The 16,166-nt window shown below is 37.4% G+C and carries 16 protein-coding genes; 8 read left to right on the top strand and 8 right to left on the bottom strand.

Annotated features, from left to right (window positions below; translation table 11 throughout):
- The first annotated feature begins 75 nt into the window (after nucleotides 1–75).
- Genes ESU54_RS06090 through ESU54_RS06080 form a run of 3 tightly spaced genes read left to right on the top strand, consistent with a single transcriptional unit; the run spans nucleotide 76 to nucleotide 3,503 of the window.
- The gene (locus ESU54_RS06090; RefSeq protein WP_111843335.1) at nucleotides 76–738 is read left to right on the top strand and encodes a succinate dehydrogenase cytochrome b subunit; all 663 of its coding nucleotides are present in this window, start codon (nucleotides 76–78) and stop codon (nucleotides 736–738) included.
- 11 nt (nucleotides 739–749) lie between these two features.
- Nucleotides 750–2,753, top strand: coding sequence for a fumarate reductase/succinate dehydrogenase flavoprotein subunit (locus tag ESU54_RS06085; RefSeq protein ID WP_111843336.1), 2,004 nt, complete (start codon nucleotides 750–752; stop codon nucleotides 2,751–2,753).
- Nucleotides 2,754–2,756: 3 nt separating this feature from the next.
- Complete coding sequence (locus ESU54_RS06080) at nucleotides 2,757–3,503, top strand: succinate dehydrogenase/fumarate reductase iron-sulfur subunit (protein WP_111843337.1); 747 nt, start codon at nucleotides 2,757–2,759, stop codon at nucleotides 3,501–3,503.
- 56 nt (nucleotides 3,504–3,559) lie between these two features.
- On the opposite strand, the gene ESU54_RS06075 is transcribed toward ESU54_RS06080, so the two are convergent.
- Nucleotides 3,560–5,710, bottom strand: coding sequence for a tetratricopeptide repeat-containing hybrid sensor histidine kinase/response regulator (locus tag ESU54_RS06075; RefSeq protein ID WP_146743960.1), 2,151 nt, complete (start codon nucleotides 5,708–5,710; stop codon nucleotides 3,560–3,562).
- 301 nt (nucleotides 5,711–6,011) lie between these two features.
- On the opposite strand from ESU54_RS06075, the gene ESU54_RS06070 reads away from it, so the two are divergent.
- Both ESU54_RS06070 and ESU54_RS06065 read left to right on the top strand, forming a co-directional pair.
- Nucleotides 6,012–6,992 carry a DUF1028 domain-containing protein gene (locus ESU54_RS06070; RefSeq protein ID WP_111843339.1) on the top strand — a complete coding sequence of 327 codons (981 nt, stop codon included), beginning with the start codon at nucleotides 6,012–6,014 and terminating at the stop codon, nucleotides 6,990–6,992.
- 66 nt (nucleotides 6,993–7,058) lie between these two features.
- Nucleotides 7,059–7,706, top strand: a complete 648-nt coding sequence (locus tag ESU54_RS06065) for a transglutaminase domain-containing protein (RefSeq protein WP_111843340.1) — start codon at nucleotides 7,059–7,061, stop codon at nucleotides 7,704–7,706.
- 73 nt (nucleotides 7,707–7,779) lie between these two features.
- Here ESU54_RS06065 and rpmA read toward each other — a convergent pair whose 3' ends face one another.
- The 7 genes from rpmA to mutY form a co-directional block, all read right to left on the bottom strand.
- Complete coding sequence (gene rpmA, locus ESU54_RS06060) at nucleotides 7,780–8,043, bottom strand: 50S ribosomal protein L27 (RefSeq protein ID WP_111843341.1); 264 nt, start codon at nucleotides 8,041–8,043, stop codon at nucleotides 7,780–7,782.
- Between the two features lie 31 nt (nucleotides 8,044–8,074).
- On the bottom strand, nucleotides 8,075–8,830 hold the full coding sequence (gene rplU, locus ESU54_RS06055; protein WP_111843342.1) for a 50S ribosomal protein L21: 756 nt from the start codon (nucleotides 8,828–8,830) through the stop codon (nucleotides 8,075–8,077).
- A gap of 183 nt (nucleotides 8,831–9,013) precedes the next feature.
- Nucleotides 9,014–9,469 (bottom strand): DUF4199 domain-containing protein, encoded by a 456-nt coding sequence (locus ESU54_RS06050; RefSeq protein WP_111843343.1) that lies wholly within the window; start codon nucleotides 9,467–9,469, stop codon nucleotides 9,014–9,016.
- A gap of 91 nt (nucleotides 9,470–9,560) precedes the next feature.
- The gene (gene gldD, locus ESU54_RS06045) at nucleotides 9,561–10,124 is read right to left on the bottom strand and encodes a gliding motility lipoprotein GldD (RefSeq protein ID WP_111843344.1); all 564 of its coding nucleotides are present in this window, start codon (nucleotides 10,122–10,124) and stop codon (nucleotides 9,561–9,563) included.
- Nucleotides 10,111–11,433: a gliding motility-associated protein GldE gene (locus ESU54_RS06040; RefSeq protein WP_111843345.1), complete on the bottom strand. Its 1,323-nt coding sequence runs from the start codon at nucleotides 11,431–11,433 to the stop codon at nucleotides 10,111–10,113. Before ESU54_RS06040 ends, gldD begins: the two co-directional genes overlap by 14 nt.
- Before the next feature lie 21 nt (nucleotides 11,434–11,454).
- On the bottom strand, nucleotides 11,455–11,904 hold the full coding sequence (locus tag ESU54_RS06035; protein ID WP_111843346.1) for a single-stranded DNA-binding protein: 450 nt from the start codon (nucleotides 11,902–11,904) through the stop codon (nucleotides 11,455–11,457).
- A 110-nt stretch (nucleotides 11,905–12,014) separates the two neighbouring features.
- On the bottom strand, nucleotides 12,015–13,079 hold the full coding sequence (gene mutY, locus ESU54_RS06030; RefSeq protein ID WP_111843347.1) for an A/G-specific adenine glycosylase: 1,065 nt from the start codon (nucleotides 13,077–13,079) through the stop codon (nucleotides 12,015–12,017).
- A 127-nt stretch (nucleotides 13,080–13,206) separates the two neighbouring features.
- On the opposite strand from mutY, the gene ESU54_RS06025 reads away from it, so the two are divergent.
- The 3 genes from ESU54_RS06025 (at nucleotide 13,207) to ESU54_RS18305 (ending at nucleotide 16,085) form a co-directional block, all read left to right on the top strand.
- Entirely contained in the window at nucleotides 13,207–13,497 is a 291-nt protein-coding gene (locus tag ESU54_RS06025; RefSeq protein ID WP_014782104.1) for an HU family DNA-binding protein, read from the top strand.
- 359 nt (nucleotides 13,498–13,856) lie between these two features.
- Complete coding sequence (locus ESU54_RS06020; protein ID WP_111843348.1) at nucleotides 13,857–15,401, top strand: Rne/Rng family ribonuclease; 1,545 nt, start codon at nucleotides 13,857–13,859, stop codon at nucleotides 15,399–15,401.
- 210 nt (nucleotides 15,402–15,611) lie between these two features.
- Nucleotides 15,612–16,085 (top strand): regulatory protein RecX, encoded by a 474-nt coding sequence (locus ESU54_RS18305; RefSeq protein WP_111843349.1) that lies wholly within the window; start codon nucleotides 15,612–15,614, stop codon nucleotides 16,083–16,085.
- Nucleotides 16,086–16,166: the final 81 nt, after the last annotated feature.

Genomic DNA, 16,166 nt, shown 5'->3' with positions numbered 1-16,166 from the left:
TAAACAATTAAGAATGTTTGGCAACAAGCTGCTTGAAGCGTATTTTTGTACAACTATTCTTGAAATAAAACCATAATGGCAATATTAAACTCTTCAATTGCCCGAAAAGTAGCTATGGCACTTTCCGGCTTGTTTCTTGTCTTCTTTTTGGCACAACATTTTACCATCAATATCACTTCGGTCATTGATCCCGATACTTTTAATAGCTGGTCCCATTTTATGGGTCACAATATTTTAGTGCAGGGCATTCTTCAACCAATTTTGATTCTTGGTGTGGTTTTCCACTTTATTATGGGAATTATACTTGAAGTAAGGAACAATAATGCAAGACAAATTAGTTACAAGTCTTTTAAAGGCAACAAAAACTCAACTTGGGCTTCGCGAAATATGATTATTAGCGGTGCTGTTATTTTGGCATTTTTGGGACTTCACTTTTACGATTTCTGGTTTCCGGAAATAGTTCACAAATACATTGAAAGCAACCCTTTGGATGCCACTCGCTATTACCCCGAGTTGCTCCATAAATTTGAAAGTCCAGTTCGTACAGGCTTGTATTGCTTGGCTTTTGTATTGTTGGCGCTTCACCTTTGGCACGGCTTTTCTTCGTCTTTCCAAAGTATGGGCTGGAACAATAAATATTCAAAAGGCTTGAGAGGGTTTACAAAGTTTTACGCAATATTTATTCCGTTAGGCTTTATTTTCATTGCCCTTTACCTTCACTTTAATCAAATCCACTAAAAGAAAAAGCAATGTCGAAATTAGATTCCAAAATCCCAAAAGGACCCTTAGCCGATAAGTGGACAAATCATAAAAACGATATAAACCTAGTTAACCCTGCCAACAAACGTAATATTGACATAATTATGGTAGGAACGGGTCTTGCTGGCGGAAGTGCCGCTGCAACCCTTGCCGAATTGGGTTATAACGTAAAAACATTTTGCTATCAAGATTCTCCTCGCCGCGCACACTCCATTGCCGCTCAAGGAGGTATCAATGCCGCCAAAAACTACCAAGGTGATGGCGATTCAAACTACCGATTGTTTTATGACACTGTAAAAGGTGGCGATTACCGTTCCCGCGAAGGAAATGTGTATCGACTTGCTGAGGTTTCAGCAAATATTATTGACCAATGTGTGGCACAAGGGGTGCCTTTTGCACGTGAATATGGAGGTTATTTGGACAACCGTTCTTTTGGAGGAGTATTGGTTTCGCGTACTTTTTATGCGAAAGGACAAACGGGACAGCAATTGCTTTTAGGAGCATATTCTGCAATGAACCGCCAAATAAACCGTGGAAAAATCACACCATATAACCGTCACGAAATGCTTGATTTAGTAATCGTGGATGGTAAAGCGAGAGGAATTATTGCCCGTGATTTAGTTACAGGAAAAATTGAAAGACATTCTGCACACGCTGTGGTTATTGCTTCAGGGGGTTACGGAAATGCTTTCTTCCTTTCAACAAATGCTATGGGAAGTAACGTTACAGCTTCCTGGAAGATTCACAAAAGAGGGGCGTATTTTGCAAATCCTTGCTATACGCAGATTCACCCAACTTGCATTCCTGTTTCAGGAGACCATCAGAGTAAATTGACTTTGATGTCAGAATCGTTGAGAAACGATGGAAGAATTTGGGTTCCGAAGAATATAGCAGATGCTGAAGCTATTCGTCAAGGAAAGAAAAAACCGAACGATCTTTCAGCTGAAGAAAGAGATTACTACTTAGAGAGAAGATATCCTTCCTTCGGAAACTTGGTGCCGCGTGATGTTGCTTCACGCGCTGCTAAAGAAAGATGTGACGCTGGTTTTGGCGTAAATAAAACTGGGCAAGCTGTTTTCCTAGACTTTGCTACGGCGATAGAGCGCTATGGAAAAGAGCAAGCTGCAATGCATGGAAACCATAATCCTTCCAAAGAAGAAGTAATAAAACTAGGGAAAGAGGTTATTGAAAATAAATACGGAAACCTTTTCCAGATGTACGAGAAAATCGTTGACGAAAACCCGTACGAAACCCCAATGATGATTTATCCTGCTGTGCATTACACTATGGGCGGTGTTTGGGTAGATTACAACTTGCAGTCCACCATTCCCGGTTGTTACGTTACTGGGGAAGCTAACTTTAGCGACCACGGTGCAAACCGTTTGGGAGCCTCGGCCTTGATGCAAGGTTTGGCAGATGGTTACTTTGTGTTGCCATACACGATTGGCGATTACCTTTCAAAAGATATTAAAACAGGAAAAATACCAACAGATTCCAAAGAATTTGACGAAGCCGAAAACAAGGTTCGTGAACTTTTGGAGAAGTTGATAAATAATAAAGGAACACATTCCGTAGATCACTTCCATAAAAAATTGGGTCACATAATGTGGAACAAATGTGGAATGGCCAGGAATGCAAAAGATTTAGAGTCGGCTATGGCTGAAATTAGAATGTTGCGTGAAGAATTCTGGAAAGACGTAAAAGTTCCAGGAGAGATGAACGAAATGAATGCCGAGCTCGAAAAAGCTACTCGCGTTGCAGATTTCTTGGAGTTAGGTGAATTATTCGCAAAAGACGCACTACATAGAAATGAGTCTTGTGGTGGCCACTTCCGAGAAGAATACCAAACCGAAGAAGGAGAAGCCCTCCGCGATGACGAAAACTTTATGTACGTCGCTGCATGGGAATACACTGGAGATCCAGGAAATGAAGTGCTACACAAAGAAGAATTGGAGTACGAAAATATTGAAGTTAAATCGAGATCATATAAATAGACTATGAAACTTACTTTAAAAATCTGGCGTCAAAAAAACGCAACTACAAAAGGAGAACTAAAAACATATCCTATTGATGGAATAGAAGGTGACATGTCTTTTTTAGAAATGCTCGATGTTCTTAATGAAGGTTTAATAAATAAAGGCGAAGAGCCAGTGGTTTTTGATCACGACTGTCGTGAAGGAATTTGCGGAAGTTGTTCGTTGCAAATAAACGGTGAGCCTCACGGACCTGATAGATTGGTTACAACCTGCCAATTGCATATGCGTATGTTTAACGATGGCGATACCATTGTTATTGAACCATTCCGTGCAAAAGCATTTCCTGTGATTAAGGATTTGGTGGTAGACAGAAGTGCTTTTGACAGAATTCAACAAGCGGGTGGCTTTATTTCAGTGAATACGTCTGGAAATACTATTGATGCCAACACCATTCCCGTTAATAAAGACGATGCAGATGAATCTTTCAATGCAGCTACCTGCATTGGTTGTGGAGCCTGTGTGGCGGCCTGTAAAAATGCTAGTGCTATGTTGTTTACTTCAGCTAAAGTGAGTCAGTTTGCTTTGCTTCCACAGGGAAGAATTGAAGCAACCGAGCGCGTGCTTAATATGGTAGCGCAGATGGATAAAGAAGGCTTTGGAAACTGTACAAATACTGGAGCTTGTGAAATTGAATGTCCTAAAGGAATTTCCCTAGAAAACATTGCCAGAATGAACCGTGAATATTTAAGCGCGAGTTTGAAGGGATAAAAGATTAATAAAATAAAACATCACTAAAATCCTAAGTATTCTTTACTTGGGATTTTTTATTTTTCTAAGGAAGAACTTTTGTGTTGGTAAAATATATCTTCGTCAGTATCATTTAGATTGTTAAGAATTACTTTAAGAAACTTATCGGTATCATAGGGCTTAACAATAATGTCGTTCATTCCTGAAGCTTCAATTTTGTTTTTCATCTCTTCAACTTCAATCGCCGTTAAAGCCAAAATTGGAACTATTTTATTAAATTTTCTAATTTCTTTTGTAGTTTCAATTCCATCTTTGCCCGGCATATTAATGTCCATCAATACAAGGTCAAAATCGTTTATCCGTAACTGTTCAATGGCAATATCTCCACTTTCCGCGATACTACAAATTATTCCGTGGTTTTCAAGTATTCTCTTTGTGACAATTTGGTTGATTCTGTTGTCGTCTACCACGAGTATCTTTTTACCGTTTAAAATACTGTTATCGTCTATTATTTTGTCTTGAAGTAAGTGTTTCAAAATTTGAAAGCTTAAAGTAAAACTAAATGTAGATCCTTCGCCTTGCTCACTTTTAAGCTTGATGGAAGAGCCTGAAGCTTCGAGCAATTTCTTTACAATGGTGAGCCCAAGACCAGTTCCTTGTATTTTAAAATCATCGGAATCTACTTGTTGAAATTCTTCGAAAATGGCCTTTTGTTTTTCCTTTGGAATGCCAATACCGTTATCTTTAATGCTGAAATGTATGGTTACTTCATTTTCTGAAATTGATTCTTCTTGAACCTTAATATAGATATCACCGTTATTGGTAAATTTTATGGCATTACCCACTAAATTCATGAGAATTTGTGAAAGACGTACACGGTCGCCAACAATGGTGTGTGGAATATTTTCTGAAATCTCTACGTGAAGCTTGTTTTTATTCTGCACCAAAGAATATTGAAAAGAAGTAACGATAGACTGAACCAAATCTCTTAAATCAAAGGGTGATTTCATTTCTTCAAGCGTATTAGACTCGAGTTTGCTTATTTGAAGCACGTCGTTTATAAGTGCCAAAAGGTAATCTGCAGAGAACTTTAGATTCTTTAAATCTGCTTGATGATTTTTGAGCGATTCGTCTTCCAGAAGTACAGAGCTTAAACCAATAACACCATATAGAGGGGTTCGCAATTCGTGGCTAACTGTTGAAAAGAACTTGCTTTTGGCTAAAGCCAGTTTTTCCGATTTCTGTTTTGCTTTTAAATACTGTTGGTTTTTTTCTTTTAAGGTAAGGGTTAGTTCTTTTCTTCCTTTGTGTGATATATATAGAATTATCAAAAATAGTCCCATCACGATTGCTGTTCCAATAAAAAAATAAAGAAGGATATTGCTCAATAAAACCTTTTCTGAAATCAATTTTTTTTCCAGTTCTGCTTGAAGGGCTTGTTTTTTATATTCATTCACGCTAAACTGGGCAGCTGCGTTCTGAATTGCCATCAATTTTTCATTTTCGAACTGAATTTCGATAAGGCTATCGAATTTTTTTCGAACTACAAATGCTTCTTTATAGTCGCCAATATCATATAGAGCGTTGCTATATTCTTTATGAGCCTCAGTTAGATAGTCATCTATGTAATTTTTTTCTTGAGCAAAAGCAATTGCATCTTTAAAATTTACAATGGCTTCTTTGGGATTGTTTAGAGATAGGTTCAACTTACCCTGTAGCAGATTCATTTCGGTTACTAATGCCTTAGACCCCATAGCATCTATTCCCTGTTTTGCTTTCTGAAAATAAAGCTGGGCATTTTTATTGTCGCCTTGGTTTAGATAAGATTCAGAGAGGTTATAATACACCATGGAAGCTTCTAGGGTATCCTTTCTTTTTAAAGAAAGCGGGAGCGCTTTTTTAAACAAAGGAAGAGCAGAATCGTATTTTTTTTCGGTGAGGTATAGTGCTCCCATAAAATTATAGGCACGGGCAATCTTAAAGTCGTCTTTTGATTTCTCTGCAAAATTTAGATAATCTTCTCCATAAACATGGGCATTCTTAAAATCCTTGAGGTATATAAAAGAAGCCCCTATCATATACCTAGAATAAAAGGCGGCGTCTTTATTGCCAAGCTTTTCGGCTAGCTTTATATTGTCTATGGAAGATAAGATTACGGAGTCATACTTTCCTTCAAAAAACATATAATCCGTCCGATCTTGCCGTGCCTTTAAGGAATCCTTAAGCATAGCAAATTCTTTCTTGTCTTGAGTCGAAATAGTATCTTGGCTATTTTGCGCAAATCCTATAAAGGAAATTAAGAGTATAAAGTAGCGTAAATAATTCAAAATTCAGAAAGTGTTCAAAGTAGGTTTTAATAAAGTACTAAAATAGTATATTATAATGGAATTCAAACACTAAACCATTTGCCATAAATTCAAAAATCAATAAATATTATGCTTTAAAATGACTATGCTTTTCTTTGGTAGTAGTTTAAAATCTTCTAATTGTTATAATAAAAATTTATCTTTAGGTACTAAAATGTATACAATGAAACCTATTCTTTTAATTTTCGGTCTATTTTCGATTCTTCCATCTATGGCGCAAACAATTAAACCTAACGATCCTTTGGCACACACATTTTCAATAGTGGCACGTGATGCAAAAACTGGAGAAATGGCGGTAGCAGTGCAGAGTCATTGGTTTAGTGTAGGTACTGGTGTTTCATGGGGCGAAGCTGGAGTTGGAGTTGTTGCCACGCAATCTTTTACCAACAGATCCTTCGGAATTCGCGGTTTGGATTTATTGAAACAAGGGAAATCTCCTCAAGAGGCGCTGAATATTTTGTTGAGTGATGATGAAGGAAGAGATTTTAGGCAGGTGGCCATTCTTGACAAGCAGGGCAGGGTTGCAACACACACCGGAAAAAGCTGTATAGATTATGCAGGTCACAACAATGGCGAAAACTTTTCGGTACAGGCAAATATGATGCTTAACGATAAAGTAGTTCCAGCAATGGAAAAAGCTTGGAAAGAAAATAATGAAATGCCTTTGGCCGAAAGGATGGTAGCAGTTTTGCTAGCCGCACAAAATGCGGGAGGTGATATTCGCGGAAAACAATCTGCAGCATTAATGATTGTCTCTCCTGAAGCTACCAAAGAACCATGGAATGACAGGCTTATAGACTTACGTGTGGATGATTCTGAAAATCCTATAAAAGAAATTGATAGGCTTTTAAAAGTATTTCGGGCTTATGAACATATGAATCAAGGCGATTTGTTTGTTGAAAAGAATGAAATGAAAAGCGCGATGGATGAATACAATGCCGCCATGAAAATGTTTCCCGAAAACTTGGAAATGCAATATTGGACTGCTATAACGCTGGCAAACGATAAACAAATTGCGCACGCTTCTGAAATGCTCCAGAATATCTATAAAAAGGATGAAAATTGGCGAAAGCTTACTGCGCGTTTACCTAAAGTTGGTTTGCTGAATGTTTCAGAAGAAGATTTAAAAGAATTGCTCAAGTAATTTTTAACAACAGTATTTTCAATATAATTCTTATTATTTCGTTTTCAGTATAATACTATATTCAATATGCTGAAAAGGTCAATTTTATTTCTTTCAATTTTACTTATGGGTTTTGGCTTCAATTCCTTTGGGCAGATTGGCGCTGTTATTGACAATAACAGAACTCATAAAAAATCGTTTCCGAAGGAAAACAAGACTATTTTTTCCACCAAAACACTTGCGTTTAAGATTACGAAAAACGCAGCAACGGATACTGAAAAAGCCACGGCAATTTATAAATGGATTGCTGCCAATATTTCGTACGACAATGAATTGCGAAGGAATGTAAAACTTCAAAAAGAATTTTACATTTCCGAAGAAAATGTGATAAAGAAGGTTTTGGAGCGGAAAATGGCACTTTGTGGTGGGTTTGCCTTCCTTTTTAAAAATTTATGTGAAGATGTAGGTATTTCCGCGGAAGTGGTCCACGGATATACTAAGGATTACACGGGAAAAGCTCAAAAAAACAAAAAACCCGACCATACATGGAATGTTATAAAGCTTAATGGCAAATGGCAGCTTCTGGATATTACTTGGGCCATAAGTCACGGCAGCAACGTCACGCCCGATGATTTTTGGTTTCTAACAAGACCTTCGGATTTTATTTACTCCCACTATCCTGAGGATAAGAAATGGCTACTTTTGAATAATCCTATTTCCTTTTCTGAATTTTAAAATACTTGTACACTAAAACAAAAAAACCTTCACAGTGTGAAGGTTTTTGAATATTGAACAAGATAGTTTGTTACTATGCCTCAGCGTTTGGAACGATTGAAACGTAACTCTTGTTATCTTTCTTTTTGGTGAATTTTACTGTACCATCCACTCTAGCGTGAAGGGTATGATCTTTACCACCGTACACGTTTTCACCTGGGTGATGTGTATTTCCTCTTTGTCTTATGATGATATTTCCAGCAATGGCAGCCTGCCCTCCGAAAATCTTAACGCCAAGACGTTTCGATTCTGATTCGCGACCGTTTTTGGAACTACCAACTCCTTTTTTGTGAGCCATGGTTTATGCTTTTTTAATTAATGATTTTGGTTTATTTGTTTTTCAACAATTCCTTAGCTTGCTTTACCCACTCTTCAGCTTCAATCTTATCGCGGGTAATCCCGTCAATAGCTGAAAGCTCTTCGCGGTCTGCAGCTTTAAGTTTGCTTATTTGTTCCCAAGTATAAATGCCTACTTCATTAAGTCTCGCTTCATACGCTGGGCCAATACCGTTGATGAGTTTCAAGTCATCAGCATCTGATTTTGTAGCTGTACCAATGCTGTGAAGCACTTTATCGATGTTGATTTCGATGTGAGCATCTTCAGCACGGTGCTCTGCGCGTGTAACCAAGTTTTCACTTACTTCAATTTCTTTTTTTGAAGGAGCAGCTTTCTTGGTTTCTGGCTTAGCTTCGGCTTTTTTTGCAGCGGCTGGCTTAGTTTCTTTTTTTGGAGTAGCTTTTTTAGCTTCGTCCTTTTTGGCAGGTGTAGCTCCTGAAGCTACAATGCTCTCGATTATGATTTCAGAAAGATATTGACGGTGACCGTTTTTCTTACGGAAACCTTTTCTTCTTTTCTTTTTGAATACAATAACCTTGTCACCTTTAAGGTGTTTTACGACTTTAGCTCCTATTTGAGCTCCGTCTATAGCTGGGGCGCCAATGGTAATTTTGTCTCCGTCACCAATAAGAAGTACATTGTCAAAAGACACTTTTTTACCTTCTTCAACTGGCAAACGATTAACAAAAACCTTTTGGTCTTTTGCAACTTTTACTTGCTGCCCTGCTATCTCTACAATTGCGTACATAGCGAATCGTTTATAAATTAGTTAAACATTATGCTTCTACCGTCCAGTAAAAGCGGGTGCAAATATAATTTTTAAAAAGGAAACAACAAAGTGTTTTTTGGTTAATATTTTCAAAGCCAATTAATCACGTATTCAATGCGTTTTGTTTTTTTGGAATTTGAAATTTTAAATTTGGAATTTTATTTAAAGTGTGTTCCTGTTTCCATCCTTGGTGTTCCAAGATTTTTTGAGAAGTTGCATAAAAGAGAGTGTTAAAACCAAGGTGGTGGCAAAACCCATTATCATAATAGTCAAAAGGAGCATCAGGGTTCCTAAAGCGAACTCAAGATCCCACCTTTCCATTATGGCAGTTGCAAATTCAGTATCTATTTGATACATATAGATGGCCATAAAAACAGTGAAGATAATGGTTGCTATTCCTCCAGAAAGCAGTCCTACTTCAAAGCCTTTTTCATATTTAAATTTATTTTTTCTGCTGCTGTATTTTTTCATCGCCATATACAAGCCAGCTCCATAAATCAATCCATTTACCACACTCAAAATAGGGTATTGATCCAAACCAATTAACTTTAATAGAAGAAAATACGCAATTAAAATTACTGCAATCCAAATACCGTAACGGGAATATACTTCGAACATAGCTGTTAGTTTTACAGTCAAAAGTTACAAAAACTTGCCGAACCAATTGCAAAGGCTTTGTTAACTTTTTCAAAAACAGCCTCGTGGACAGTTATTTCCAGGTAATTGTCTCCATCAGTTTACGGATGTCTTCACGAAGATAAACCACAGCTGGATAGATGGAATCGAAGTTCGGTTTAGCGTCGAAATACAGCGCGCCGTTCAGGAAGTGGTTTATGCTGTCGGTGATATAAAATTCGGCTTGGGTAGCGGCGTTTCCGTTTATCATGTAAAACATTCCGTACACTTTTTTGTCAGGATTCACAAAAGGTTGCTCGGGAATACTGTTTGCCTTACTGGTGTGGTCGTAAGCCAAATTTTGGGCATCCCGCAACAAGGAATCCAGATTGTTGCTCCGAACGTCGTTATAGGTCAAATACAAAGTAGCCTTCATATTTGGGTATGTTATGTTTATGTTGCAATCTTTTTTGTGGACGATTGTTGTGTTTTCATTCACTGAAAACGAATAATGACAGTCTGTTTTTATTGTGCGGTACTCAGGTTTTGGATAATCCAAACGAAGCATAGCCGAAGGTTTTACTAAAACATCATCTTCACAGGAAGTGAGGATTAAAAGACCTGAAAGGAAAAGGAAGACAAAGCTATTGATTTTCAATGATAAGTTTTATTTGTTTGATGCGCTTGCTCTCAAACGCTTCAATGGTAAACGCATAATTGCGAAAAGATATTATTTCGTTTTTCTTCGGAAAGCCTTTTGAAATCTCTAAAAGGAATCCAGCCAGTGTTTCTGCTTCGCCCTTTTCATCTTCAAAAATTTCTGGATTTTCGAGTTTTATTACTTTATAAAAGTCTTTAAGCGGTGTTTTCCCTTCAAAAACAAACGTATTGTCGTCCAACTTTGAAAAGATCAAATCTTCATCATCAAATTCATCACTTATTTCGCCCACAATTTCCTCTATAATATCTTCCAAAGAAATCAACCCACTGGTTCCGCCATATTCATCAACTACAATAGCGAGATGCATTTTCATTTCCTTGAATTCATTCAGCAAATCGTCCAGTTTTTTGTTTTCAGGAACAAAATAGGCTTCGCGTTTCAGGTTTTTCCAATCGAGGATTTTCCGGTCTGTATAAGGTATCAAATCTTTCACATAAAGAATCCCCGTTATGGTGTCTATACTGTCTTTGTAAACGGGAATTCGCGAATACCCGCGCTGGATAATCTCTGGCAGAATTTCTTTGAAGGATTGGTCTTCGTTGAGTGCGAATATGTCCATTCGGTTTTTCATTACCTGCTTGGTGTCTGTATTTCCGAAGGTTACGATGCCTTGTAGAATTTTCTGCTCCTCAAAAGTAGTGTCTTGGTTAGAAAGTTCAAGTGCCTGTGAAAGGTGGTCTACGCTAATATTGGATTTCTGCTTTCCGTAACGATCGTGAAGATACAAGGTGGCAGAACGCATTGGTAGACTTATTGGCGAAAGAAGTGTGTCTAAAATATTAAGCGGCTGTGCCATAAACACGGCGAACGAAATTCGATTACGGTTTGCATAGATCTTTGGAAGAATTTCACCAAAGAGCAGAATAAAGAATGTAACCACGCCTACTTCAACAATAAAACGAACATCAATGCCGTAAAAGTTGGATTGTATTCCCGAAAAAAGTGCATCGGTCAAAGAGTCGAAAATCAGTACAATAGCAATGTTTATAAAATTATTCGCAACCAAAATAGTAGCCAACAGTTTTTTTGGTCTTGCCAACAAACGCTGTACAATCCCAAGCTTTTTTGCGATTGCTTTTTCTTCATTAGTCTCAAAATCAGAGGGAGTCAATGAAAAGAAAGCCACTTCGGCGCCCGAAATGAGGGCCGAACAGGCTAAAAGAACAATCAGCATTACGCCGCTTGTTATTTGGGTAATATCCAAAACGGTAAAAAAGAAAAGTAAACCAGGGGGTTCTGTGTCCAAGTTATTGGGTTTAGTTAAACATTAAAAAGGAAGGTCGTCCTCTTCGTCAGAAACTGAATTGTTGTTTTGCTGTTCCGCTGAAGGTTGAGGTTTCTGAGTATTTTGCCCAGAATTATTATTTGAAGCGCTTTCGCCCTTTGGGGTCAAAAAGGTGAAATCTGTACAGTGAATCTCAGTGCTGTATCTATCTAGCCCTTTGTCATCTTGCCATTTGCGGGTTTTTAGGCGACCTTCAATATAAACCATATCGCCTTTTTTCAAATATTTTTCACAGATTTCCGCGGCCTTGTTTCGTACCACAATATTGTGCCATTCGGTGTTGGTTACACGTTCGTTGGTTGTTTTGTTTGTATAGGTTTCGTTGGTTGCAAGTGGAAAACGGCCCAAGCTGTTTCCGCCTTCAAAATAATGCATTTTTACATCATCACCGGTATGCCCAATCAACATTACTTTGTTCAATGTTCCACTCATAATTATATATCTTTAATATTGTGCAAAGGTAGATTTTGCGTTTTAAATATAATCAATTTTTAAATTTTTATATGAATTGAATTCATACTGTGATATTAAAGTATAGAAAATCAATAATTTTCAAAAAACTCCGAAACAAAATCTGCAATTAAAACGGGAACGGCGTAATTTCCTATTTCAGAAATTGGGACAGTGTTTTCAGAATCTTCCAAAGTTTCCACAATCCAAAACTGCGTATTTAAATGTTGGTGTGAAAGTTTGTGCACCACTGGTTTTTCGTTGAAAAGTGATATGGTTTCAATATTTATTTTTTTTGCAAAATCCTGAAACTGTTGAAGTTTTTTTAGGGTTGATAGGTTTACTTCTTCTGAAGTTTCAATCAGTGGAAATTCGTACAGTTTATGCCAAATTCCCTTTCCCATACGCTGTTGAAGGATGGTGCGCTCGTTTTCCGAAAGAATGACCAAATAGTTGAAAAACCTTTTTTTCACAGGTTTAGCCTTTATTTTCACAGGAAGCTCAGCTACCTTTTTCTGCTGAAAAGCCACGCAGTTGTCGTTGAAAATACAGTTTCCGCAATCGGGGTTTTGCGGCACGCAATAGCGCGCGCCAAACTCCATAATAGCTTGGTTAAAAGTGCCCGGTTGTTTTTCGTCAATTAATTGTTGAGCAAGCTGCTTAAACTCTTTTTGACCAGTGGATGTATTAATAGGAGTGGAAATTCCAAAAACACGCGAAAGGACACGGTACACATTTCCATCAACTACTGCCTCTGGTTTATTGAAACAGATACTGGCTATAGCGCTTGCGGTGTAATCACCAACACCTTTTAGTTTCAATAAATTTTTATGATTATCTGGAAAGACCCCATTCATTTCTTCCGAAACCATTTTTGCAGTAGTGTGTAAGTTTCGAGCGCGGGAATAATAGCCTAAACCTTGCCAGAGTTTTAAAACTTCATCTTCGGGGGCTTTGGCCAAATCTTCAACTTTTGGATAGGCTTCAACGAATTTCAAATAGTAGGGCAAACCTTGCAAAACACGAGTTTGCTGTAGCATGATTTCGGAAAGCCAAATATGGTATGGATTTGCGGTATTTCGCCATGGCAATTCACGTTTGTTTTGTAAATACCACGAAATGAGTTTATTGGGGAAATACGGGACTATTTTCGGCATTAGGTAAAATTAATCTATATCCCTTTAAATTTTAAAGGATTAAGGCTTGAATTATTGATTTTAAAATATGTATATTTGCGGTCTCAAAAAAAACTAGTAAAAGAAAATTAATTAAAATTTAAAAGTAATGACGAAAGCAGATATCGTAGCGAAGATTTCAGAAAAATTAGGAATGGAAAAGAATGAAGTTCAAGCTACAGTTGAGACCTTTATGGAAGAAGTGAAAAATTCTCTTGAAGGTGGCGACAATGTTTATTTAAGAGGTTTTGGAAGCTTTATTATCAAAACAAGAGCTGAAAAAACAGGGAGAAACATTTCAAAAAACACAACCATTAAAATACCAGCCCACAATATTCCGGCTTTTAAACCTGCAAAAGTTTTTGTTGAAGGTGTAAAAACCAATGTGGACGTAAAATAATAATAATAACCCGTCCTTGAAGTAAATTCAGGACATTAAAAAAGACTTCAGTATGCCAAGTGGTAAAAAAAGAAAAAGACATAAGGTAGCGACTCACAAGCGCAAGAAGAGACGTCGCGCTAACCGCCACAAAAAGAAAAAGTAGTTTCTAAACTACTTTTTCTGTTTTAAAAGTGTTTTGGAAAATGTGCCTTTTTGGTCCAATTTTCTAATAAAACAAACGAAAATTTGTTCTTTGAAAATGAAATTGCAACAACCGGCTTTTGGTTTTGGTGTAATTTCGCCGGGTTTTTATAGAAAACCTGTGAAAAATATTGTTTAATTAGTCCGCTTTAGGCGGGCAACAAAATTAATGTAACGTGAACTACGAATTATTTATTAGGTCCGGTTCACAAGAAGTTGATTTTGCCCTTTTAAAGGATGGAAAACTTATAGAGCTTCACAGAGAAGAAGAGGATAACAATTTTACCGTAGGCGACATATTTCTCGCTAAAATACGTAAAACTGTACCTGGGCTTAACGCCGCCTTCGTGAATGTGGGCTATGAGAAAGATGGTTTTTTACACTATCATGATCTGGGCCCAAAAATACTTTCGCAATTAAAATTTGTGAAAAGTGTTAGTTCAGGTAAGTTAAAAGATTATTCTTTAAATAACTTTCCATTTGAAAAAGAGATTGATAAGCATGGTAACTTAAATGATGCCTTAAAAAGCAATCAATCCATATTGGTTCAAATTGTAAAAGAACCCATATCCACCAAAGGACCACGAATTAGTTCCGAGCTTTCTATAGCTGGAAGATATATTGTTTTGGTTCCCTTTTCCGATCGCGTTTCTGTTTCACAAAAAATAGAAACCAACGAAGAGAAAGACAGGTTAAAACGCTTGATTACGAGCATTAAACCCAAAGGATTTGGCGTTATTATACGCACCGTAGCCGAGGGCAAAAAAGTAGCAGAACTGGACAAAGATTTACAGAACCTTATGGATCGCTGGACGGCGATGTGTAAGAAGCTACAAGGGGCGCACCACCCATCAAAAGTGCTAAGCGAGTTAAATAGGGGAGCCTCTATCATCCGTGATATGTTTAACGATTCATTCTCCGCAATACATATTGACGATGAAACCTTATACTTGAAAATAAGAGATTATGTGCAGGAAATTGCACCAAAGAAAGACAATATCGTAAAGTTTTATGATAGCAATGTTCCGATGTTTGAGAAATTCGGCATTGACAGGCAGATTAAAACTTCCTTCGGAAAAACAGTATCAGGTAGCAAAGGAGCTTATTTGGTAATTGAACATACCGAAGCAATGCACGTTATAGACGTGAACAGCGGTAACCGAAGCAACAAGCAAAAAACACAGGAAGGCACAGCGCTGGAAGTGAATATGATTGCAGCCACCGAGGTGGCAAGACAGCTAAGGTTGCGCGATATGGGAGGAATTATTGTGATAGATTTTATTGATTTGGCAAACGCGAATCACCGCAAACAGCTCTACAACCACCTTCGTGAAGAAATGAATGACGATAGGGCTAAGCATAAAATACTCCCACCAAGCAAGTTTGGGTTAATACAAATAACCCGTCAACGCGTTAGGCCAGAAATGAACATCAAGACCCGTGAAGAAGATCCCAGCAATGTGATCGACGGGGAAATTGAAGCGCCTATCATCGTTATAAATAGAATAAATGAAGAGGTAAAACGCCTTTTCACAAAGGACTATAAAAAGATTACACTCAATACACATCCTTTTATAGCGGCCTTTTTAACCAAAGGTTTCCCAAGTGTGCGCACCAAATGGTTTTTGGAGCACAAAAAATGGGTAAAAATTCAACCTCGCGATGCGTATACGTATCTCGAATATCACTTTGTCGATAAAGACGGCGAAATGATTAAATAATCAAAACCCCTTCAATTTATTTTGAAGGGGTTTTTTTTTGTTCTTATTCCTATGAATAGTATTTAATTTTTTATAACTATTGTTATGGTTATAAAAATTTCTTTGTGAACTTTGTGAAAAACATTGTGTTCTTTGTGGTTAATTTTACCACTAAGTCCGCCAAGAAGGCACAAAGGACACAAAGAGAAAACGAATAATTTTTAAAAAAAATTGAACACCCACAAAACATACACCGTCGATGAAGCCACCAAAAAGATGGAGCGTTACTGCGCCTACCAAGAGCGTTGCCATAAAGAGGTACATCAAAAGCTTTATGAAATGCGGATGGTTCCCTTAGCGGTGGATGAAATAATAGATCACTTATTAAGACACAACTTTTTAAATGAAACTCGCTTTGCGCAAGCCTTTGCCCGCGGAAAGTTTAGAACAAAAAAGTGGGGGAGAAATAGGATTGTGAATGAATTGAAAATGCGTCAAATTTCAAAATTCAACATTAAAATTGCTTTAAAGGAAATTCCTGATTCTGAATACTACAAAACCTTTGAAGCCTTAGCAGAAAAGCGAATGCAACAATTGGTTTCAGAAAAAGACCTTCAGAAAAAACGAAAGAAATTGGCAGACTATCTTTTTTATCGGGGGTGGGAGAGTGAGCTTGTTTATGGGAAGGTTGGGGAGATAAAGTAATTAATGGTGGCTTTGTTGTGCATTGTTGGCTACAGTTGTTGCTTTCAGGATATAATTCAACAGCCTATTAATCTTTAGCTT

This window comes from Aequorivita antarctica, from assembly GCF_007997155.1.
Taxonomy (GTDB): Bacteria; Bacteroidota; Bacteroidia; order Flavobacteriales; family Flavobacteriaceae; genus Aequorivita; species Aequorivita antarctica.
Note: the sequence above shows the minus strand (reverse complement) of the source record. Positions and strands in the feature narration are given on the sequence as shown.